The sequence below is a fragment of the Enterobacter cloacae complex sp. HYC080_NIDB genome (assembly GCF_056673325.1).
Genome location: NZ_CP114212.1, coordinates 683690 through 704572 on the forward strand (window position 1 = coordinate 683690; position 20883 = coordinate 704572).

21 protein-coding genes, 1 tRNA gene and 1 pseudogene are annotated in these 20883 nt (G+C 56.5%); 6 read left to right on the forward strand and 17 right to left on the reverse strand.

Annotated features, from left to right (window positions below):
• The first annotated feature begins 36 nt into the window (after nucleotides 1–36).
• A complete protein-coding gene (locus O1723_RS03260; protein ID WP_023337827.1) occupies nucleotides 37–1596 on the forward strand; it encodes a methyl-accepting chemotaxis protein in 1560 nt (519 codons plus the stop codon).
• On the opposite strand, the gene O1723_RS03265 is transcribed toward O1723_RS03260, so the two are convergent.
• Complete coding sequence (locus O1723_RS03265) at nucleotides 1593–2087, reverse strand: PadR family transcriptional regulator (RefSeq protein ID WP_014885300.1); 495 nt, start codon at nucleotides 2085–2087, stop codon at nucleotides 1593–1595. The genes O1723_RS03260 and O1723_RS03265 overlap by 4 nt on opposite strands.
• Before the next feature lie 147 nt (nucleotides 2088–2234).
• Here O1723_RS03265 and O1723_RS03270 point away from each other — a divergent pair, with 147 nt between their 5' ends.
• Nucleotides 2235–2999 carry a siderophore-interacting protein gene (locus O1723_RS03270; protein WP_248191311.1) on the forward strand — a complete coding sequence of 255 codons (765 nt, stop codon included), beginning with the start codon at nucleotides 2235–2237 and terminating at the stop codon, nucleotides 2997–2999.
• Here the strand turns inward: O1723_RS03270 and O1723_RS03275 are convergent, their stop codons facing one another.
• The 4 genes and pseudogenes from O1723_RS03275 to O1723_RS03290 all read right to left on the reverse strand — a co-directional run bounded on the left by O1723_RS03275 (nucleotide 3000) and on the right by O1723_RS03290 (nucleotide 6674).
• Nucleotides 3000–4169 carry a coiled-coil domain-containing protein gene (locus tag O1723_RS03275; RefSeq protein ID WP_014885298.1) on the reverse strand — a complete coding sequence of 390 codons (1170 nt, stop codon included), beginning with the start codon at nucleotides 4167–4169 and terminating at the stop codon, nucleotides 3000–3002.
• A gap of 265 nt (nucleotides 4170–4434) precedes the next feature.
• Nucleotides 4435–5067 (reverse strand): annotated as a pseudogene (locus O1723_RS03280) (phage integrase); the annotation flags it as partial.
• A 91-nt stretch (nucleotides 5068–5158) separates the two neighbouring features.
• Nucleotides 5159–6279, reverse strand: a protein-coding gene (locus O1723_RS03285; RefSeq protein WP_100245182.1) for an IS3-like element ISKpn34 family transposase whose coding sequence is annotated in 2 segments (ribosomal slippage) — nucleotides 5159–6021 and nucleotides 6021–6279 — 1122 coding nt in all. Because the reading frame shifts where the segments join, the coding sequence is not laid out codon by codon here.
• A gap of 319 nt (nucleotides 6280–6598) precedes the next feature.
• Nucleotides 6599–6674, reverse strand: a tRNA-Ile gene (locus tag O1723_RS03290).
• Between the two features lie 125 nt (nucleotides 6675–6799).
• Here O1723_RS03290 and mug point away from each other — a divergent pair.
• Entirely contained in the window at nucleotides 6800–7306 is a 507-nt protein-coding gene (gene mug / locus O1723_RS03295) for a G/U mismatch-specific DNA glycosylase (protein ID WP_023337821.1), read from the forward strand.
• Nucleotides 7307–7832: 526 nt separating this feature from the next.
• Here mug and rpoD read toward each other — a convergent pair.
• From rpoD to rpsU, 3 genes are all read right to left on the reverse strand, one after another.
• Nucleotides 7833–9677 carry an RNA polymerase sigma factor RpoD gene (rpoD, locus tag O1723_RS03300; RefSeq protein WP_014885285.1) on the reverse strand — a complete coding sequence of 615 codons (1845 nt, stop codon included), beginning with the start codon at nucleotides 9675–9677 and terminating at the stop codon, nucleotides 7833–7835.
• A 165-nt stretch (nucleotides 9678–9842) separates the two neighbouring features.
• Entirely contained in the window at nucleotides 9843–11588 is a 1746-nt protein-coding gene (gene dnaG, locus O1723_RS03305; protein WP_023337820.1) for a DNA primase, read from the reverse strand.
• A gap of 115 nt (nucleotides 11589–11703) precedes the next feature.
• A complete protein-coding gene (rpsU, locus tag O1723_RS03310) occupies nucleotides 11704–11919 on the reverse strand; it encodes a 30S ribosomal protein S21 (protein WP_001144069.1) in 216 nt (71 codons plus the stop codon).
• A gap of 236 nt (nucleotides 11920–12155) precedes the next feature.
• Between rpsU and tsaD the strand changes: the two genes are divergently transcribed.
• A complete protein-coding gene (tsaD, locus tag O1723_RS03315) occupies nucleotides 12156–13169 on the forward strand; it encodes a tRNA (adenosine(37)-N6)-threonylcarbamoyltransferase complex transferase subunit TsaD (RefSeq protein WP_014885283.1) in 1014 nt (337 codons plus the stop codon).
• 86 nt (nucleotides 13170–13255) lie between these two features.
• Here the strand turns inward: tsaD and ureG are convergent, their stop codons facing one another.
• The 9 genes from ureG to plsY form a co-directional block, all read right to left on the reverse strand.
• Nucleotides 13256–13873 carry an urease accessory protein UreG gene (gene ureG, locus O1723_RS03320; protein WP_014885282.1) on the reverse strand — a complete coding sequence of 206 codons (618 nt, stop codon included), beginning with the start codon at nucleotides 13871–13873 and terminating at the stop codon, nucleotides 13256–13258.
• 9 nt (nucleotides 13874–13882) lie between these two features.
• Nucleotides 13883–14557 carry an urease accessory protein UreF gene (locus O1723_RS03325; RefSeq protein WP_014885281.1) on the reverse strand — a complete coding sequence of 225 codons (675 nt, stop codon included), beginning with the start codon at nucleotides 14555–14557 and terminating at the stop codon, nucleotides 13883–13885.
• Nucleotides 14557–15096: a HupE/UreJ family protein gene (locus O1723_RS03330; RefSeq protein WP_023337819.1), complete on the reverse strand. Its 540-nt coding sequence runs from the start codon at nucleotides 15094–15096 to the stop codon at nucleotides 14557–14559. The genes O1723_RS03325 and O1723_RS03330 overlap by 1 nt, the downstream gene beginning before the upstream one ends.
• Before the next feature lie 9 nt (nucleotides 15097–15105).
• Nucleotides 15106–15570 carry an urease accessory protein UreE gene (ureE, locus tag O1723_RS03335; RefSeq protein WP_023337818.1) on the reverse strand — a complete coding sequence of 155 codons (465 nt, stop codon included), beginning with the start codon at nucleotides 15568–15570 and terminating at the stop codon, nucleotides 15106–15108.
• A 9-nt stretch (nucleotides 15571–15579) separates the two neighbouring features.
• Complete coding sequence (gene ureC, locus O1723_RS03340) at nucleotides 15580–17283, reverse strand: urease subunit alpha (RefSeq protein ID WP_248191210.1); 1704 nt, start codon at nucleotides 17281–17283, stop codon at nucleotides 15580–15582.
• Complete coding sequence (locus O1723_RS03345) at nucleotides 17276–17590, reverse strand: urease subunit beta (protein WP_023331328.1); 315 nt, start codon at nucleotides 17588–17590, stop codon at nucleotides 17276–17278. Before O1723_RS03345 ends, ureC begins: the two co-directional genes overlap by 8 nt.
• A 10-nt stretch (nucleotides 17591–17600) precedes the next feature.
• The gene (locus O1723_RS03350; protein WP_003862556.1) at nucleotides 17601–17903 is read right to left on the reverse strand and encodes an urease subunit gamma; all 303 of its coding nucleotides are present in this window, start codon (nucleotides 17901–17903) and stop codon (nucleotides 17601–17603) included.
• A gap of 10 nt (nucleotides 17904–17913) precedes the next feature.
• Nucleotides 17914–18741 (reverse strand): urease accessory protein UreD, encoded by an 828-nt coding sequence (locus tag O1723_RS03355; protein ID WP_023337816.1) that lies wholly within the window; start codon nucleotides 18739–18741, stop codon nucleotides 17914–17916.
• A gap of 111 nt (nucleotides 18742–18852) precedes the next feature.
• Nucleotides 18853–19467 (reverse strand): glycerol-3-phosphate 1-O-acyltransferase PlsY, encoded by a 615-nt coding sequence (plsY, locus tag O1723_RS03360; protein WP_014833311.1) that lies wholly within the window; start codon nucleotides 19465–19467, stop codon nucleotides 18853–18855.
• Between the two features lie 107 nt (nucleotides 19468–19574).
• Between plsY and folB the strand changes: the two genes are divergently transcribed.
• Entirely contained in the window at nucleotides 19575–19943 is a 369-nt protein-coding gene (gene folB, locus O1723_RS03365) for a bifunctional dihydroneopterin aldolase/7,8-dihydroneopterin epimerase (RefSeq protein ID WP_014885275.1), read from the forward strand.
• Nucleotides 19944–20049: 106 nt separating this feature from the next.
• A complete protein-coding gene (bacA, locus tag O1723_RS03370; RefSeq protein WP_038421017.1) occupies nucleotides 20050–20871 on the forward strand; it encodes an undecaprenyl-diphosphate phosphatase in 822 nt (273 codons plus the stop codon).
• Nucleotides 20872–20883 lie beyond the last annotated feature (12 nt).

Below are 20883 nucleotides of genomic sequence, written 5' to 3' on the forward strand. Positions count from 1 at the left end.
GATCGTCTGAGAAATAATCACATCGATGGAGTAAATATGTTCTTACATGACGTAAAAATCGGCACGAAATTATTTCTGGCGTTTGGGTTCTTTATTGTCCTGATGGCAATCAGCGCGAGCCTGTCTCTGCTGAGTCTGAACCGGGCAAATAATGGGATGCAATCCATTATTACCCGTGATTATCCGGCCACGGTAAAAGCGAACCAGTTAATCGATAACTTCCAGGAATTTATTAGCACTCAACAGCTGATGCTGCTGGACGAGCAGGGGACTTACACGGGGCAATCTCAGCAGCACCTGAAAGAGATCAGCGAGCACATCACGGTGATCCTGGGCGAGCTGAACAACGCGTTGCAGGATGAAAAGTCTCAGCAGGTGCTGGCGGATATCCGTAGCGTGCGCCAGCAGTATCTGGACTCGCGCTATCGCATCCTGCAGGCGGTGCAGAACAACAATCGTGCGGGTGCCATTCAAGAGATGATGACCACCACCCTTGCCGTGCAGCAGGCTTATAAAGCGAAGGTGAAGGAGCTGATTGCCATTCAAAACAGCGAGATGCAGAGTGCAGGCGCGCAGGTAGAAGGGGATTTCAGGTCTAACCGACTGCTGCTGATCCTCATCACCCTCTTTAGCGTCGCGGCAGGCAGCCTGATCGGCTGGTTTATCGTGCGCGCTATCACCCGTCCGCTCGGCGAGGCGGTGAATTTTGCGAAGGCCATTTCAGAGGGCGATCTGACGGGCAGCATCACGCCGCACGGCAAAGACGAAACGGGCTTACTGCTGCATGCGTTGATGGAGATGAAAAACCGTCTGCTGGACATTGTGCAGCAGGTGCAAACCGGCTCGGAGAATATCTCCAGCGCAGCCGCGCAGATCGTTGCGGGTAACCAGGATCTCGCCGCGCGCACGGAAGAGCAGGCAAGTTCCGTTGAACAGACAGCAGCCTCGATGGAGCAGATCACCGCGACGGTGAAAAACACCGCCTCGCACACTGGCGAAGCGACCAACCTCTCGGCAGATGCTGCCACGGTGGTCAAAAACAACGGTGAGATGATGAAGCAGGTGACCAGCAAAATGCGCCTGATTAACGAGACGTCGAACCGGATGTCCGACATTATCGACCTGATCGACGCCATTGCTTTCCAGACCAACATTCTGGCGCTGAACGCGGCCGTGGAAGCAGCGCGCGCCGGTGAGCACGGTCGTGGCTTTGCGGTGGTGGCCGGTGAGGTGCGCCAGCTTGCCCAGAAGAGCGCGTCGTCGGCCAGCGAAATCCGTGAGCTTATTGAGAGCTCCACCAGTCAGACCCAGGACGGCATGAACCTGGTGGAAAAAGCGAGCGCGCTGATCAACGGGATGGTGGGCAACGTGGAAGAGATGGACGTCATCCTGCGTGAGATCCGCCAGGCCAGCCATGAGCAGACGGAAGGGATCTCGCAGATTAACAGCGCGATTGGCCTGATTGATGCCACCACCCAGCAGAACTCCGCGCTGGTGGAGGAGTCCGTCGCCGCGGCGGCATCGCTTAACGAACAGGCGATGCACCTGAAAGAGCTGGTACGCGTCTTCCGCGTGAGCGAACACGCTCCGGCTTAATCCAGCTGGGAGATCTCGAGCGCCGCGCGGTCAATGACGCCGATAATCTGCTTAAGCTGCGCGTCGCTGAGCTCTCCCTGATTCACCTTCAGGTCTAACACCGCTTTAAAGTTATCCAGCGCCCGCTTCATCTGCGGGTTTTTGCGCAGCTGGAAGCCGACAGAACGCGCTTTGATGCGTGCCTGTATGTGCTCAAGCTGTTCCTGGTTCTCATCCAGCCACTGCTGGCCCGTCACGGTAATCGCAATTCGCTTTCTGCCGTTCTCTTCTTCCGTAATGGTGATAAAGGTCTGATCCTGCAGATAATCCAGCGTCGGGTAGATCACCCCAGGGCTCGGGGTGTAATTACCCTGGGTCAGGTTCTCAATCTCTTTGATCAGCTCATAGCCGTGGCTCGCATTGCGGGTCAGGATATCCAGAATCACCAGCCGCAGATCGCCGTGGCCGAAAAAGCGCGGTCGGCGTCCGCCGCCATCATGTTCGTGTCGCATAGTAATTCCTTCAATTTGATATATCTAAACTATATCTAAGATATATTCAGATGCAATCTAAAAGATCTTGCTTTTTTACTGATTAGTAATCATTATCATTTAAAAATTAATTTAGATATATCGTATTCATCAGAGAAGGGGCTAAAAATGGCATCAACCCGTTACCCACAGCGTGTTCGTAATGACCTGCGTTTTCGCGAGCTGACGGTGCTCCGCGTGGAACGCGTGAGCGCGGGTTTCCAGCGCGTTGTATTAGGTGGTGAGGCGCTGGAGGGGTTTAGCTCACGCGGCTTCGACGACCACACCAAAGTCTTTTTCCCGGCACCGGGGGCGGCGTTTGTGCCGCCCGTGGTGACTGATGAAGGCATCGACTGGGGCGACGGCGTGCGTCCGCAGACGCGCGACTATACGCCGCTGTATGATGAGTCTCGCCATGAACTGGTGCTCGATTTCTTCATTCATGACGGCGGCATTGCCAGCAACTGGGCGGTTGAGGCGAAAGCGGGGGACACGTTGACCATTGGTGGGCCGCGCGGTTCGCTGGTGGTGCCGGAAGATTACGCCTGGCAACTGTACGTGTGTGATGAATCCGGTATGCCTGCGCTACGTCGACGCTTAGAGAGTCTTGCTAAACTGCCGGTTCGCCCAGAAATTCACGCGGTAGTAACGGTCGGGAACGACGCATATAAGGACTATCTGGCGCACCTGAGCGACGTCGACATCACCTGGGTAGTGGGCCACCGCGAGCAGGCGGTGGCGGATCGTCTGGCGGCGTTGACCGTTCCGGCGGAAGAGTACTTTATCTGGCTGACCGGGGAAGGAAAGGTAGTAAAAAGCCTGAGCCGTCAGTTTGACACTGACGCGATTGATCAACAGTTGGTGCGTGCCAGCGCCTACTGGCACGCTAAATAATCAGGCTGCTGAATCCATTTGCGCTTCGTTCACCTGGTGTTCGAGCGAGGCGCGAACCTCGTGCAGGGCTTTCTCCTGCTGAGCAAAGTACGCCTCCATATTGCTCAGCGACGACACCAGCAGCCAGGACTCTTCTTTCTCCAGCTCCGCCAGCTCGTTCACTAAGGTGTCGATTTGCTCGCGTACCTGCGCCATTTTTTTGCGGATACGTTCCAGATCGTTCAGCCTGTCGCTGGCCATCAGCGGCTCGAAGCCCTGCTGCAGGCGGGCGACCAGCGAGCGAATAGCCTTGACGTCGCCACGCTGTTTGGCCTGGTTGAGCTGCACCATCATCGCGTTGGCTTCCTCTTTCAGGTCGTCCGCCACCAGGTCCGGATGACAGAGTTTGCTCGCCTGCCGCCAGAGACGCTTGAGTTCGTTCTGATCTTCTTCAGAGAGGAGCTTCCCTTTGCGCAGCCGCATTTCGACATCGTGATGTTGCTCGCGATACTTCTCGTACTCTTCGTTGGCTTCGTCACGCGCCTGGCGAGCAGGCTCCTCTTCGCGCGTTAAGCCGCTCTCCAGCTCCAGCGCCTCGGCCAGCAAATTAGCAATCAAATTACTTTGCTGCTCCAGATGCTTGCGCGCTTCAGCCGCCTGCACGGAGTCGGCTGGCAGATCGCGCCAGCGCTGGGTGAGCGTCGCCAGCACCTCTACCGCCTGCGCCATATAGCGCTGGCAGCGACGGTAATCTTCCTCGCGACGACGCGCCTCCGCCTGCTGACGACGCAGGTTCAGCTCCGCCAGGGTTTTACGCAGGGCGAGGATCTGCTGCATCAGGGGACCCAGACGGGAGAAATAGAGATCGTTGAACTCATCAAGCTGCTGCACCCGCGCGTTGCGGCGATCGATGAGATCGCGCAGACGCTCTTCCAGCGCCTTCAGCTCCAGCTTGCTGGCTGCCACTTGCGGGTCGCGCCACGGGGTGATGGCGCGCTGGCCCTGCAGCCAGGCGGTAATGGCCCTGATGGCGGCGGTGTAATTCTTCTGCTCAAGCGCCACGACGATTGCCTGTAGCTCATCGTCAAACGCTTCATTCTTCAGCCGTGTCAGCTGGCTCTGGATGATGTCGTCATCTTCCAGTTCAATGGCATTTTTAATGATTTCTAGCCGTTTGATCGGTGTGCTCATGATGCCTTTCGCTTTGGCGCTTAAGTATTTGAGTTAAGGGTAGTTGTGGGCAACGCTACAGGAAATAATACACACGGATGATGATCGGCGCGATGGGGGATTTCTTTAGTTTTTAGGGTTTGTGAGGGTGAGCGGCAGGACGGACTACATTTGATTGATTGCGTGTGTGCTTGCACAGGGTGCCGCAAAAAATCAGAGGAGGAATATAGCCTGGCGAATGCCAGGAGGAAAACTCAGGGGACAACAAGGGGGCGCCCGTCATTCAGCGAGCACTAGTAGCCAGGCAAATTCTGACAATCATCTCCAAATCTTTAGCAGAGCTGTGGTGGCTTTCTTCTAAGAGACTGTCAATCTGCTCTCCAGTAAGAAAGACCATCTCACTTTCTTCTGTTCTGAACTGTCGAATGTTATCTAGCGGGTTTGGCGCTTCCCATTCGCCAAGTCGTTTCAATTCATTGAACACAGCGAGGAAATACGCGTGCTCTAAGTTCATGGTGCGAGGCGAAACCTGAGTAACGCGCTTAGTACGGGCAAAATGGCCATCGAGCCTTTTTGCCCGGTACGCGGTGAAAAGCTGGGCTAAGAATTCAGTAGCCGGGGGCGACCCTATGCACAGATCTGCCCAGAGCATGTTGCTTTTACGTTTCTCGCCGTCACGCAAAGTTATTCCATGGCGCTCAAACCATAGATGGACTATATCCGAAAGACGACGTTTGTCTTTGCCCTGGCCTAACCAGGGCGTGTCCTCAAATTTTTGCAGTGTGTAATTTTCAAACGCCAGCGCTTCGCCTTTAGTGACAAACTTCCTACGAACCCGCTTGCCGTCTTTACCATCAGTTCTGTCTACAGTGTAAAAATCAGCAACCCGTTGGCCGTAAGCTAACTTTCTTACAGACATAAATTAACCATTCAAAATGAATTTTTTCTGCTGCTGGAATTCTTCTTCTGTAAGAATCCCTTTGACCTGCCCCCAGAGTTAGATACAACCTTCAGTTAGTAATGTCGGTTGGTTTTTCTTCATATTTCCCGTTTCGCCAGCCCGCTGCAAATTCAGCCGGCGTCAGGTAATTCAGTGATGAATGTGGTCGACACTCGTTATAATCCAGTCGCCAGTCATTAATGATCTTCCTGGCGTGAACAATATCGCTGAACCAGTGCTCATTCAGGCATTCATCACGAAAGCGTCCGTTAAAACTCTCAATAAATCCGTTCTGCGTTGGCTTGCCGGGCTGGATAAGTCGCAGCTCCACACCATGCTCAAAAGCCCACTGATCGAGTGCGCGGCAGGTAAACTCCGGGCCCTGATCGGTTCTTATCGTAGCCGGATAGCCGCGAAACAGCGCAATGCTGTCCAGAATACGCGTGACCTGCACGCCTGAAATCCCGAAGGCAACAGTGACCGTCAGGCATTCCTTTGTGAAATCATCCACGCAGGTCAGGCACTTGATCCTGCGACCTGTGGCCAGTGCGTCCATGACGAAATCCATTGACCAGGTCAGATTGGGCGCCATCGGGCGGAGCAGCGGCAGACGTTCTGTTGCCAGCCCTTTACGACGTCGTCTGCGTTTTACACTCAGGCCATTAAGTTGATAGATGCGGTAAACCCGCTTGTGGTTAACGCAAAGACCTTCACGTCGCAGAAGCTGCCAGATACGCCGGTAACCAAAACGGCGGCGTTCAAGTGCCAGCTCTGTGATGCGTAGAGACAGCTGCGCGTCAGCAGCCGGACGCTGAGCCGAATATCGGCAGGTTGACAGGGACAGACCTGCCAGCCCGCAGGCACGACGTTGCGACAGACCCTTAGCCTCGCACATGACTTCCACGGCTTCCCGCTTCTGGTCTGTCGTCAGTACTTTCGCCCAAGAGCCACCTGAAGCGCCTCCTTATCCAGCATGGCTTCAGCAAGCAGCTTCTTGAGTCTGGCGTTCTCTTCCTCAAGCGACTTCAGGCGCTTAACCTCAGGCACCTCCATACCGCCATACTTCTTACGCCATGTGTAAAAGGTGGCGTCGGAAATGGCGTGCTTACGGCAGAGCTCACGGGCAGAAACGCCGGCTTCGGCCTCGCGGAGAATACATATGATCTGTTCGTCGGAAAAACGCTTCTTCATGGGGATGTCCTCATGTGGCTTATGAAGACATTACTAACATCACGGTGTATTAATCAACGGGGAGCAGGTCAGCATTGCATCATACGTTGGTAGCATAAACACAGCCCAAGCAAAATTGTTCAGGTGAATCAGGGGCCATCGTAGCAACTTTTGCAGTTGAGTCTTTTTTGTTCCAAAACTACTTCTGAACGTCATGTCTAACTCAGAGCAATTTGGCAGGTCTAAACCTTCTTGCGACACTTTTGCGACACTTGTGCTGGCGAAAACAAAAAGGCCACTCTCGAGAGTGGCCTAAGTGCATGTATTTATTGCTTTAATTTGGTGGCCCCTGCTGGACTTGAACCAGCGACCAAGCGATTATGAGTCGCCTGCTCTAACCACTGAGCTAAGGGGCCGTGGCGGTGAATTATAAAGTAACTCTCTACAGCAATCCAGCCATTCACACCTGCCTGCTGTTTTTATAAACAATGCATAATCAATCCTTTATACTTCCCTTACGATGGATTGATCGGGAGTAAAAATGATCAACGATATTCTGGCCCCTGGCCTGCGGGTGGTGTTCTGCGGAATCAACCCGGGTAAGTCCTCGGCGCACACCGGCTTTCACTTCGCCCATCCGGGCAATCGCTTCTGGAAAGTGATCCACCAGGCCGGGTTTACCGATAGATTACTCAGGCCCGAAGAGGAACAGCACCTGCTGGATACGCGCTGCGGCATTACTATGCTTGTTGAGCGCCCGACGGTGCAGGCGAGCGAGGTCAACCTGCATGAGCTCCGCAGCGGCGGACGGGAGTTGGTCAAAAAGATCGAGGACTATCAGCCCGCAGCGCTGGCGATCCTCGGCAAGCAGGCCTACGAGCAGGCGTTCAGTCAGCGCGGCGCTAAATGGGGTAAGCAGAGCATTACCATCGGCGCGACGCAGGTGTGGGTGCTGCCGAATCCAAGCGGGCTTAACAGGGCAACGCTGGATAAGCTGGTGGAGGCGTATCGGGAGCTGGATGAGGCGCTAATGGTGCGAGGGCTTTAGGGACTCTGCGGCCTGATGCCCTCACCTCACATGACTAAGGGATCCCCACAACGTTATAGCAGCACGGAACAGTTCCCTCGCCCCTCCGGGGAGAGGGTTAGGGTGAGGGGAATATACGGCTGTGGTGATCATTCCGTTCACTTTATGTTCCTTGCTACTCTGTCACGACATGACCTGTGAACGTGCCAGGGTGGCTCAGGCGCCACCACCCTGGCGACCCGGGCTCCCGGCGGTAAATCGCCGCTTCGCGGTGCCCTCGGCTTATTCCTTCCGGCTTATCGGGGACGGGCGGAGGTAACGTCCCTGTAAAGCCCGCCCTCTCGGCGCATCCATGCGCCTCGCCCCGGCCTGCAGAAAACGCCTCAGCGATTTACAGCCGGATCAGAGCATCGCTGAAAGCCTGCATTCGCTCTGAAACAACGTTATTGCTTTTGCTTATAAATTACTGGGATCCCACAGCCCACAGGAAGAAGTAATAAACAAAAAAAAAGCTCCCGATTGGGAGCTTTTTCACTGTCAGGACAAGTTAGTCGTCCAGGAAGCTACGCAGCACTTCAGAGCGGCTTGGATGACGCAGCTTACGCAGCGCCTTCGCTTCGATCTGACGGATACGTTCGCGGGTCACGTCGAACTGTTTACCCACTTCTTCCAGCGTGTGGTCGGTGTTCATGTCGATACCGAAACGCATACGCAGCACTTTTGCTTCACGGGCGGTCAGGCCGGCCAGAACGTCGTGCGTCGCAGCGCGCAGGCTCTCGGTGGTGGCAGAGTCCAGCGGCAGCTCGAGGGTGGTGTCCTCGATGAAATCACCAAGATGCGAATCTTCATCATCACCAATTGGTGTTTCCATGGAGATTGGCTCTTTGGCGATCTTCAGCACTTTACGGATCTTGTCTTCCGGCATCAGCATGCGCTCAGCCAGCTCTTCCGGCGTTGGCTCACGGCCCATCTCCTGCAGCATCTGGCGGGAGATACGGTTGAGCTTGTTGATGGTCTCAATCATATGCACCGGAATACGGATGGTGCGCGCCTGATCCGCGATAGAGCGTGTGATAGCCTGACGGATCCACCAGGTAGCGTAGGTGGAGAACTTGTAACCACGACGGTATTCGAACTTATCTACCGCTTTCATCAGACCGATGTTGCCTTCCTGGATCAGATCCAGGAACTGCAGGCCACGGTTGGTGTATTTCTTGGCGATAGAGATAACCAGACGCAAGTTCGCCTCAACCATCTCTTTCTTCGCACGGCGGGCTTTCGCTTCACCGATAGACATACGACGGTTGATGTCCTTGACCTGCTCGATGGTCAGGCCGGTCTCTTCTTCAATCTGATGCAGCTTCTGCAGACCACGATAGACATCGTCCTTCACGTCGTGCAGTTTTTCAGACCATGGCTTGTTCATCGCGATAGCGGCGTTGAACCAGGTTTCGCTGGTTTCGTTGCCGGTGAAGAGGGTGATGAAGTTCTTCTTCGGCATTTTGCACTGCTCAACGCACAGCTTCATGATGATGCGTTCCTGGGTGCGTACGCGATCCATCATCACGCGCATGCTGTTTACCAGGTAGTCGAACTGTTTTGGCACCAGGCGGAACTGTTTGAATACTTCAGACAGTTTCAGGATCTCTTCCTGCGCGGCGGCATGGCTGCGGCCTTTCGCTTTGATGGTGTCACGCGTGACTTCGTACTGGGTACGCAGCTCGGCAAACTTCTCACGCGCCAGTTCCGGGTCGATGCTGTTGTCATCGTCCGCGCTGTCGTCGTCTTCTTCCTCATCTTCGTCTTCGTCGTCATCCATCTCTTCCTGAGACAGTTCGGAACCAACGTGAGTCGCGGTAGGCGCCAGATCTTCTTCCGCGTTCGGGTCAACAAACCCGGTGATCAGGTCAGACAGGCGCGCTTCTTCCGCTTCAACGCGATCGTACTGCTCCAGCAGATAGGTGATCGCTTCAGGGTATTCGGCAACAGAACACTGAACCTGGTTGATCCCGTCTTCGATGCGTTTTGCGATGTCAATTTCGCCTTCGCGGGTCAACAGTTCAACGGTACCCATTTCACGCATGTACATGCGGACCGGGTCAGTGGTACGCCCGATTTCAGATTCAACGCTGGACAGTACCTGTGCGGCAGCTTCTTCCGCATCTTCGTCGGTATTGTTGGAGGTTTCAGCCAGCAACAGATCATCGGCATCCGGTGCTTCTTCCATCACCTGAATGCCCATGTCATTGATCATTTGGATGATGTCTTCGATCTGATCTGAATCGACGATATCTTCCGGCAGATGGTCATTGACCTCGGCATAGGTCAGATAGCCTTGCTCCTTACCGCGTTGGACAAGAAGTTTCAGCTGTGACTGCGGGTTTTGCTCCATAAGACGGTATCCACACTTAATTCGTTTGATTGGTGTCGGCGATGGGGCTGCCAACCTTTAAAGCGAGGGCGTACTTATATTTTTGCCGCTGCCTCTCAGTGCGGCTGCCGGGGGCTCCCCGATCGATATTCGGCACTTAAGCCGTTAAATACTTTTGTCTTTCACTTATTTCTTCGCCAGTTCCTGGTTAATCATCCAGAGTTCCCGGCGTTCTTCGCTGCTTAAGCCGTGCGTGCGCTCGCGAGCTATCAACTCTTCCTGGCGCAACTCAAGCATCGAATCAAACATATGGTTGAGCGAGTCGGTGAACGTTTTTTCTGCAATGTCCTTATCTGCTATATCGTCCCACATCGACAATTTTTCAAGGGTAGCGGCCTCTTTTGTGCCGCGATAATGTTCTAAAAGTTGTCCGGTGGTCAGACCTGGCTGAGACAAACACGTGTTGACCAGTTCTGAAAATAAGCCAAGTCCGGGCAATTTTTCGTGGTTCAAACCCGCCAGCGATGGCACTTGCGGCGCAAGTTCGGGGTTTTGTACCAGTAACCCTATCAGTATACGCATGGTTGTGCGTTTTAGCTGAGGCGCGGGGCGAACCGTGCCGTTTTCAGCCTGTTTAGGCATTAAACGTTCAAGATGGCTGTCATCCAGAATGCCGAGCTTGTTGCCTAACTCCTGACGCAGATAGATACGCAGCGTTTCGCCGGGCACCTGGCTGATTAACGGCAGCGCCAGCGTACTGAGCTGCGCGCGCCCGTCAGGGGTACTTAAATCCACCTGCGGCATCAGGCTGTTAAACAGAAACGTGGAGAGCGGCTGAGCCTGATCCATCCGCGCTTCAAACGCCGCTTTGCCCTCTTTACGCACCAGCGTATCCGGATCTTCGCCATCCGGCAGGAACATAAAGCGTAGCTGACGCCCGTCGGTCATATACGGTAGCGCCGTTTCCAGCGCACGCCAGGCGGCATCGCGTCCTGCGCGGTCACCGTCGTAACAGCAAATCACGTTGTTGGTGACGCGAAACAGCAGCTGGATATGGTCTGCCGTCGTGGACGTTCCTAATGACGCCACCGCATAGTTAATGTCGTACTGCGCCAGCGCGACAACGTCCATATAGCCTTCGACGACCAGAAGACGCGGAGGTTCCGCGTTATCCTGCTGCGCCTCATAAAGACCGTAAAGCTGGCGGCCCTTATGGAAAATATCGGTTTCCGGGGAGTTGAGGTATTTCGGCAGGGCATCACCCAGCACGCGACCACCAAAACCAATCACCCGGCCACGCTTATCGCGGATCGGGAACATCACCCGTTCACGGAAGCGGTCGTAGCTTCGTCCCTGGTCGTTGGTGACCAGCATGCCTGCGTCGATGAGAGACTTACGATCTTCGCTATTGCCGCCAAAACGTTTTAACACGTTGTCCCAGCCGGGCGGGGCGTAACCAATAGCGAAACGCGCAATCACATCGTCGCTCAGTCCGCGCTTTGTCAGGTATTGACGCGCAGGCTCAGCCGCAGAGTGCTTAAGAGACTGTTGGTAAAACGAATTCAGGCCATCCATCAGTTGATACAGCGTTTGCCGTTGATGGCGCTCGATCTGACTTGGCCCACTGCCTGCTTCATACGGCACTTCAAGGTTATGCATCGCCGCCAGCTCTTCGACGGTTTCAACGAACTCGAGCTTGTCGTAGTTCATCAAAAAATCGACGGCATTACCGTGTGCGCCACAGCCAAAGCAATGGTAGAACTGCTTTTCACCGTTAACGGTGAAAGAGGGGGTTTTTTCGTTATGGAACGGACAGCACGCATGGTAGTTCTTGCCCTGCTTTTTCAGCTTTACCCGCGCGTCGATGAGATCGACGATGTCGGTTCTGGCAAGCAGATCGTTGATGAAAACGCGTGGGATTCTTCCGGCCATATGCCCCAAAAATTTAAGCGACTTATAAACGAAAACAAGCCGCGCATTCCTTCCGGAAGCACGGCCTTACGACTACTACTCTGTCTGTCAATTGAGGGCTGAGGCCCTCAAGCGATTAGTACAGACGAGTACGGCGTGCGTTTTCGCGAGCCAGTTTCTTCGCGTGACGTTTCACAGCGGAAGCTTTAGCGCGCTTACGTTCGGTCGTTGGTTTTTCATAAAACTCACGACGACGAACTTCAGCCAGAACACCTGCTTTCTCGCATGAACGTTTGAAGCGACGCAGTGCTACGTCGAACGGCTCGTTTTCACGTACTTTAATTACCGGCATGTAACTCTCACCTTTAATAAATTCGGTTTGCCGCTGGCATCAACGCCAGCTTATTTCAAAATGGTGCGGAATTTTACTGCAAATGCTGCTGCTTTGTAAAGCACCGATGCGATTTTGAAAGGGACTTTAATAAGGGTGAGGAGTATACACGAGCCTTCTTCCTGGGGCGAACAAAGTTTTACATCACCCCGCCCAGGCTCTACACTGCGCGGTAGTGAAACGAGGTAAAACAAGTCATGCGTGTACTGGGTATTGAAACATCCTGCGATGAAACCGGCATCGCCATTTACGACGACGAAAAAGGCCTTCTGGCCAACCAACTGTATAGTCAGGTGAAATTGCACGCTGACTACGGCGGCGTCGTGCCGGAACTGGCCTCTCGTGACCACGTGCGTAAAACGGTTCCCCTGATTCAGGCGGCGCTGAAAGAGGCCGGGTTACGTTCAACTGATATTGATGCCGTGGCCTATACCGCGGGTCCGGGTCTGGTGGGCGCGCTGCTGGTTGGCGCGACGGTAGGTCGTTCGCTGGCGTTCGCGTGGGACGTGCCGGCCATTCCGGTTCACCATATGGAAGGTCACCTTCTGGCGCCGATGCTGGAAGAGAATCCGCCTGAGTTCCCATTTGTTGCGCTGCTGGTTTCCGGCGGTCATACGCAGCTGATTAGCGTAACGGGCATTGGCAAATACGCGCTGTTGGGCGAGTCGATCGACGACGCCGCCGGTGAAGCGTTCGACAAAACCGCCAAGCTGCTGGGGCTGGATTATCCTGGCGGCCCGATGCTCTCGAAAATGGCGTCGCAGGGAACGGAAGGGCGTTTTGTCTTCCCGCGTCCGATGACCGACCGTCCAGGGCTGGACTTTAGCTTCTCCGGGCTGAAAACTTTCGCGGCGAATACGATTCGTAATAACGACGACAGCGAACAGACCCGTGCCGATATCGCCCGCGCGTTCGAAGATGCGGTGGTCGATACGCTGATGATCAAGTGCAAGCGCGCGCTGGATCAGACCGGCTTTAAGCGTCTGGTGATGGCGGGCGGCGTCAGCGCCAACCGCACGCTGCGCGCGAAGCTGGCTGAGATGATGCAAAAGCGTCGCGGGGAAGTGTTTTATGCCCGTCCAGAGTTCTGTACCGATAACGGCGCGATGATCGCTTACGCCGGGATGGTGCGTCTGAACGCGGGGGCAACGTCTGACCTGAGCGTGTCCGTGCGTCCGCGCTGGCCGCTGGCGGAACTGCCTGAGGCGTGAGTTTTTTGCCCGGTGGCGCTGGGCTTACCGGGCCTACAAAACCGTAGGCCGGGTCAGGCGAAGCCGCCACCCGGCGATAAACCGCATTACACCCGCAACATCCCTTTCTCTTCCAGAAACGCAATAATCGTCGCCAGACCGTCACCCGCTTTCAGATTGGTAAACGTCCACGGACGTTCGCCACGCATGCGGTTGGTATCGCGCGCCATCACGTCGAGCGACGCACCCACGTAGGGTGCGAGATCGGTTTTGTTGATCACCAGAAAGTCAGATTTGGTGATCCCCGGCCCGCCCTTACGCGGGATTTTTTCCCCTTCGGCCACGTCGATCACGTAGATAGTGAGATCCGCCAGTTCCGGGCTGAACGTCGCGCTCAGGTTATCCCCGCCGCTTTCGACGAAGATCAGGTCCAGATTGCCGAATTTCTCGCTTAACGCTTCCACCGCCGCCAGGTTCATCGAGGCATCTTCGCGGATGGCGGTATGCGGGCAGCCGCCGGTCTCCACGCCAACAATGCGCTCCGGCTCCAGTGCGCCCGCCTCGGTCAGGATGCGCTGATCCTCTTTGGTGTAGATATCGTTAGTGACTACCGCAAGATGATATGTATCGCGCATTGCCTTGCAGAGCGCTTCCAGCAGGGCGGTTTTACCCGACCCTACCGGGCCGCCGACGCCGACGCGCAGGGGATGTTTGTAATCAGCCATGTTGACTCCTCAGGAACGGAATAGTCGTGAATATTGTGTTTCGTGCCGCGCGGAGGCGATGGCAGACAGCGGCGTGGCTGCGCCCAGTGCGTCGTCGTCACGTAAAAATGCCTCTTCGAACCCGGCGGCGAAGTGGTCGCTCAGGTCGATAATCAACTGCTGCGCCGCCTGCTGCCCAAACGGCACCAGCTTAACGCCCGCCATCACCGCGCTCTCAATCCAGCTGTAGCCGAGACTGAGCGCCAGTTCGCGCGCGCCAATGCCCCAGCGCACGCCGAGCCACGCCATGCCGCAGAGCTGGCTCTGCATACACAGTGTCAGCCATTCAGTCGGGCAGTCAGGCTCCCAGCTTTTAATCAGGCGCGTAAAGGCCGCGCCACGGTTGCGCTCCTCATCGCGCAGCTCGCGCGTTTCCCGGCAGGCGAGCAGGTATGCCGTCCAGCGTTTTGCCGCCACCCAATCCTGTTGTTCGCAGGCGAGATACAGGCGAGTAAAGAGCGGCAGATCGACGCAGTAAAAGCTCTGCTCCATCTGCTGGATTTGCCAGCGTTTAAAGGCGTCGGCATTCGTGACCCAGCCTGCCTCTACCGCCCACTCCAGCCCCTGCGACCAGGTAAACGACCCAACCGGCAGGCTACTGCTGGAGAGCTGCATCAGGCGCAGCCACTGGCGGGCGTGCTCCATCAGCTCATCAACGCCAGCAGGGCAGAGACAATCAACCCACCGCCGAACGTTTTACGCAGGCCGTCATGACGGCGCAGCAGTAAACCTGCCGCGAAGCTGGCGCACAGCACCGTGGCGCTGGCGAACATAAACCCGCTGGTGAAGAGCCAGAAGCTGTGGCCGGACATCTCCACACCGTGTGCCCAGCCGTGGAACATCGCCAGAGCAGGTACCGCCAGCAGCAGACGGTTTTCAGTTTTAAACATCATCACGCCGCAGACCGCCAGCGAGGCGATAATCAGCATCTCCATGCCGCTAAATCCGCCGAGCAGACTGCCCGCAACAGCGCCAACGAGCATCATCCCGAGAGTGGCAAACGGCAGCAGGAGTTTGCGGCCACTCAGCGCCGAGAGCACGCCCGCGCCGGTGAGCATCAGCAGGTGATCGAGCCCGGTCAGGGGATGGAAAAAACCGGCCTGGAAGCTGTCGGCACCGTGGCCTGGATGGGCGAGCGCCGGAACGGAAAAGGCCAGCAGTAACAGGGGGAGGAACTTGCGCATAATTAATCCTTAATGTGAATGAGCGTGAGAGTGGCTATGGCTGTGGGCATCGCTGGCATAGGCGCCCGCTTCCGGTTCAAACGGCAGGGAGTCGAAGGTCACCTCCAGCCCGAACGGGCGCAGCATGTCGTCGAGAACGTGATCGTGGTGATAGCGCAGTTCGCCGGGCATGATCTGCAGCGGCACGTGGCGGTTGCCCAGGTGGTAGCAGGCGCGGGCGAGCAGGAACGGGTCGGCGCAGCGCACCACGGAGACCGACTCTGCCGCTGCGATCACTTCGATGACCTCACTACCGTCGTCTGTCGTCAGCAGGTCGCCCCCGCGCAGCAGCAGGCCGCGCGGCAACATCAGCCCGGCGTCGCGGCCGTCGTTCAGCGCCACACGGGCGCGGCTTTTCACCCGCACGTCAATCGGCAGCGTGACGCTGGCGGTAATCGGGTGCGCGTGGTCCAGGCGTTGGGTTAAATAGATCATCATCACTCCTCAGAACAGGAAATAGCGTTGCGCCATCGGCAGAACGTCGGCCGGTTCGCTGGTTATCAGTTCACCGTCGACGCGCACCTCGTAGGTTTGCGAATCGACGGTAATATTGGGCAGTAAACCGTTGTGGATCATGTCGGTCTTCTTCACCGTCCGGCAGCCTTTCACCACCGCCGTGGCGCTTTGCAGATTGAGCTGCTGCGGGACGCCGTTCGCGCTGGCGGCCTGGGAGATAAACGTCAGCCGGGTGGCGTGGCGCGCGGCACCCAGTGCGCCAAACATCGGGCGGTAATGCACCGGCTGCGGCGTGGGGATCGAGGCGTTAATATCGCCCATCGGCGCGCAGGCGATCATTCCGCCTTTGACGATGGTGGCAGGTTTGACGCCAAAAAACGCCGGTGACCAGACCACCAGATCCGCCAGCTTGCCCACCTCAATGGAACCGACCTCATGGGCGATGCCGTGGGTCAGCGCCGGGTTGATGGTGTACTTAGCGACATAGCGCTTCACGCGGAAGTTGTCGTTATCGCCGGTCTCTTCCGGCAGGGCGCCGCGCTGGACCTTCATGCGGTGCGCAACCTGCCAGGTACGGATAATCACTTCTCCCACGCGGCCCATGGCCTGTGAATCTGACGAAGTGAGCGAGAACGCGCCGATATCGTGCAGCACGTCTTCAGCGGCGATGGTCTCCCGGCGAATGCGCGACTCGGCAAACGCCACGTCCTCGGCAATATCCGGGTCGAGGTGGTGGCAGACCATCAGCATGTCGAGATGCTCGTCGATGGTGTTCACCGTGTAGGGCAGCGTCGGGTTGGTGGAGGAGGGCAGAATATTCGGATGCGCGCAGGCGGTGATAATATCCGGCGCATGGCCGCCACCCGCGCCTTCGGTATGGAAGGTGTGGATGGTGCGCCCGCCAATCGCGGCCAGCGTGTCCTCGACAAACCCGGACTCGTTCAGCGTGTCGCTGTGCAGCGCCACCTGAAAATCCATCTCTTCGGCAACCTCCAGCGAGCAGTTGATCGCCGCGGGCGTTGCGCCCCAGTCTTCGTGGATCTTCAGCCCAATGGCGCCAGCCGCGACCTGCTCGCGCAGGGCGTCCGGGTTAGAGCCATTACCTTTGCCGAGGAGGCCGATATTCACTGGTAGCGTATCGGCTGCCTGCAGCATACGCGCGATGTACCACGGCCCTGGCGTGCAGGTGGTGGCGTTGGTGCCCGCCGCAGGGCCGGTGCCGCCGCCGATCATGGTGGTCACGCCGGAAACCAGCGCCTCTTCCGCCTGCTGCGGGCAGATCCAGTGAATATGGGTGTCGATCCCGCCCGCGGTCACGATCTTCCCTTCGGCGGCAATCACTTCCGTTGCGGCGCCGATTGGGATCGTCACGCCGGGCTGAATATCCGGGTTACCGGCTTTACCGACGGCAAAGATCCGCCCGTTCTTGACGCCGATATCGGCTTTCACGATCCCCCAGTGATCGATGATCAACGCGTTGGTGAGCACCAGATCCACGCAGTCGTCGGCGGTCATCTGCCCCTGGCCCATACCGTCGCGGATCACCTTTCCGCCGCCGAATTTGACCTCTTCACCGTAGACCGTGAGATCGTCTTCCACTTCGATCCATAGCTCGCTGTCGGCCAGCCGCACTTTATCGCCGGTGGTGGGGCCGAACATATCGGCATACGCCCGGCGTGAAATGTCAGCCATTTTTCACCTCCCCCATCACCTCGCCGCGAAACCCGATAATACGCTGCGCGCCCGTCACCTGTACCAGCGTGACTTCCCGCTTCTGGCCGGGCTCGAAACGCACGGCGGTGCCTGCCGGAATATTCAGCCGGTAGCCTCTGGTGGCTTCCCGGTCGAACTTCAGCGCCGGGTTGACCTCGTAAAAGTGATAGTGCGATCCGACCTGTATCGGCCTGTCGCCGTGGTTTTCAACAATCACTTGTTGGGTTTCACGCCCGACGTTGAGGGCAACCGTGCCGGGCTGGATCTGGTATTCACCAGGGATCATGACGTGCTCCTTAGACGATCGGATTGTGGACGGTGACGAGCTTGGAGCCGTCCGGGAAGGTGGCCTCCACCTGAATATCCGGGATCATCTCCGGTACGCCCTCCATTACCTGGTCGCGCGTCAGTACGTGACGACCCGCTTCCATCAGCGAGGCGACGGTTTCGCCATCGCGCGCGCCTTCCATAATAAAGGCGCTGATCAGCGCGACCGATTCCGGATAATTGAGCTTAACCCCGCGCGCAAGGCGGCGTTCGGCAACCAGCGCGGCGGTGAACAGCAACAGCTTGTCTTTTTCTCTGGGGGTCAGTTCCATAACGTTTCTCTTATGTCTGCCAGATACGCGGCGAACAGGCATTTTTAGGGGTGAGAAGCGGGCGAAGCGACTGCCAGATGTCGCGCATCACCCGCTGGCAAATCAGGTTATCGTGGGAGAGGAAACGCACCGACAGCAGATCGTCGGTAAGCGTTGCACCTGCATAATTTCCCAGCGGTGCGAGGCGCTCGCGGACCGTATCAAGATGCGTTTCCCCGGCCGGATAGAACAGCAGCGTGCCGAGCCACGGATGTCCGTCAACGGGCGCAAGATCGCCGTCGCTCAGGTGCTGACGCTCAATCAGGCGCGGTTCATCGTCTACCCAGACCTCAAGGCGGCTCTCCAGCGTGCCGTGGCTGAAGGTTTCACCGATTACCGGGCGACCCAGGCAATACAACTCCCACGCCAGCAGCGTGCTGGAGGACTTCAGGTGGAAGACGGAGCGCAGTGCGGCATTGGCACCGGGAAAGAGGATGGTATCCTGCGGCAGCCACTCCAGCGTGGATCCATCATCAAGATAAAAGTGTTGGTTCAGACAGGCCTGCGGGCCGCTGCTGCGATAGAACTTACTGGCGCCGGGCATGGTGATAAGCGCGTGGCTTTTGGCGTCCAGCCGAACGGAAATGTCCAGCGTATCGCCGCCCACAATGCCGCCGGGCGGATGCAGTAAATAGAGGTGACAGGTTTCCCCTTCGGGATAAAACGGGCGTTGAACGGTGAGCGGCCCGACGTGGTGGGCGGCGTGCAGGAGGGTTTTCTCAGGGGTGTGACAAAACAGCAGGGCAAGCGATGCCTGCCAGCCTTTATACGTATTATCAGTGACCTGAGCTGCTAACATGCTGCATCCATTTCCACACCATCGGGATACGTTTCAGTATGCCCTGGCGGAAATGAAGGCTGTCATATGAGTCGCTTATGGATACGTTTTCTGCTGCCGGCGTTGCGCGTTTTACTCCGGATCTTTTTTCTTTCGCTTGAGCTTCGTCCAGATTTTGGTCTCCTGACGACGCCACAGACGCTGAATATTATCGTGATGACGCAGCAGGATCAGGCAGGAGAGCATTGACACCGGGAAGGTGAACTGGGGTTTGAACCACCAGACGTAAAACGGGGCAATGAGCGCGCTGACGATGGCGCCGAGCGAGGAATAACCGCTCAGCAAGATGGTGAGCAGCCAGGTGCCCGCCATTACGCCGGTAAGATCCCAGCCGATAGGGGCGATAGCGCCAAAGGCGGTTGCAACGCCTTTACCACCTTTAAAACCGAAGAAAACGGGCCAGATGTGGCCGACGCAGGCCGCAATCGCAATGAGCCCCAGCCAGAACGGCGTGACGCCCAGCGCATAAGCGCCCCAGACGGGTAGCATCCCTTTCAGAACATCAAAAATCAAAACCGCTACGGCTGCTCCCTTGCCGCCAATTCTAAGTACGTTGGTCGCTCCCGGATTCCCGGAACCACTTTCACGCGGGTCAGGTAACCCGGCAATGCGGCAGACCAGAATGGCGCTGGAGATTGAGCCGCAAAGATAGGCGAGGAGGATCATTCCAGGCGCGATTGCACTCATAACGCTGTTCCGTTTTGAAAATGTATCTGTATTCTCAGCATCTGTGGATAATACGCATAATTCGCCGGAAGTGGTATCCGGTTTAGCCAAAAAGCAGGCAGGTCGTGATGGATATTGTATTTATAGAGCAACTTTCGGTAATCACCACAATTGGTGTTTACGACTGGGAACAGACCATCGAGCAGAAGTTAGTGTTCGATATCGAAATGGGCTGGGATAACCGCAAGTCAGCAAAAAGCGATGATGTGAATGACTGTCTGAGCTACGCCGACATCAGTGAAACGGTCATCGGCCATGTGGAAGGACAGCGTTTTGCGCTGGTGGAACGTGTGGCGGAAGAGGTGGCGGAACTGCTGCTGACCAAATTCAACTCACCGTGGGTGCGCATCAAGCTGAGCAAGCCGGGAGCGGTAGCGCGTGCGGCCAATGTGGGCGTGATTATCGAGCGTGGCACAAATCTGAAAGGCAAGATTTAACGTCATAATTGCTAAACCATTTTAGGTTATATCGGTCTTATAGCTGTATCTTTCACGGGAGCCGTTGGGGCGACCGTTTTTTTTATATCTTTTTAGGGGTTTATAGATGAGCGATATGCACTCGCTGCTGGTGGCGGCAATACTGGGTGTGGTCGAAGGATTGACGGAGTTTTTGCCAGTTTCCAGTACAGGCCATATGATTATCGTTGGCCATCTGCTGGGCTTTGAAGGCGATACCGCAAAGACGTTTGAAGTCGTCATTCAGCTCGGTTCTATTCTGGCGGTGGTCGTGATGTTCTGGCGTCGCCTGTTTGGCCTGATCGGCATCCACTTTGGCCGTCTGCCGCAGCGTGAAGGCGAAGGCTCGGGGCGCCTGACGCTCATTCATATTCTGCTCGGGATGATCCCCGCAGTGGTGCTGGGCCTGGTTTTCCACGATGCCATCAAATCGCTGTTTAACCCTATTAACGTGATGTACGCGCTGGTGGTCGGTGGCTTCCTGCTGATTGCTGCCGAAGTGCTGAAGCCTAAAACCCCGCGTGCGGAAGGGCTGGACGATATGACGTATCGTCAGGCATTTATCATTGGCTGCTTCCAGTGTCTGGCGCTGTGGCCGGGCTTCTCCCGTTCTGGGGCAACGATTTCCGGCGGGATGTTGATGGGCGTGAGCCGTTACGCGGCGTCGGAGTTCTCGTTCCTGCTGGCGGTGCCAATGATGATGGGCGCCACCGCGCTGGATCTCTACAAAAGCATTAGCTTCCTGACCACGGGTGACATTCCGATGTTTGCCGTGGGCTTTATCACCGCCTTTATCGTGGCGCTGATTGCCATCAAAACCTTCCTGCAGCTGATTAAGCGTATCTCGTTCATTCCGTTCGCGATCTACCGCTTTATTGTCGCAGCTGCCGTTTACGTGGTCTTCTTCTGATGACCCACTGCC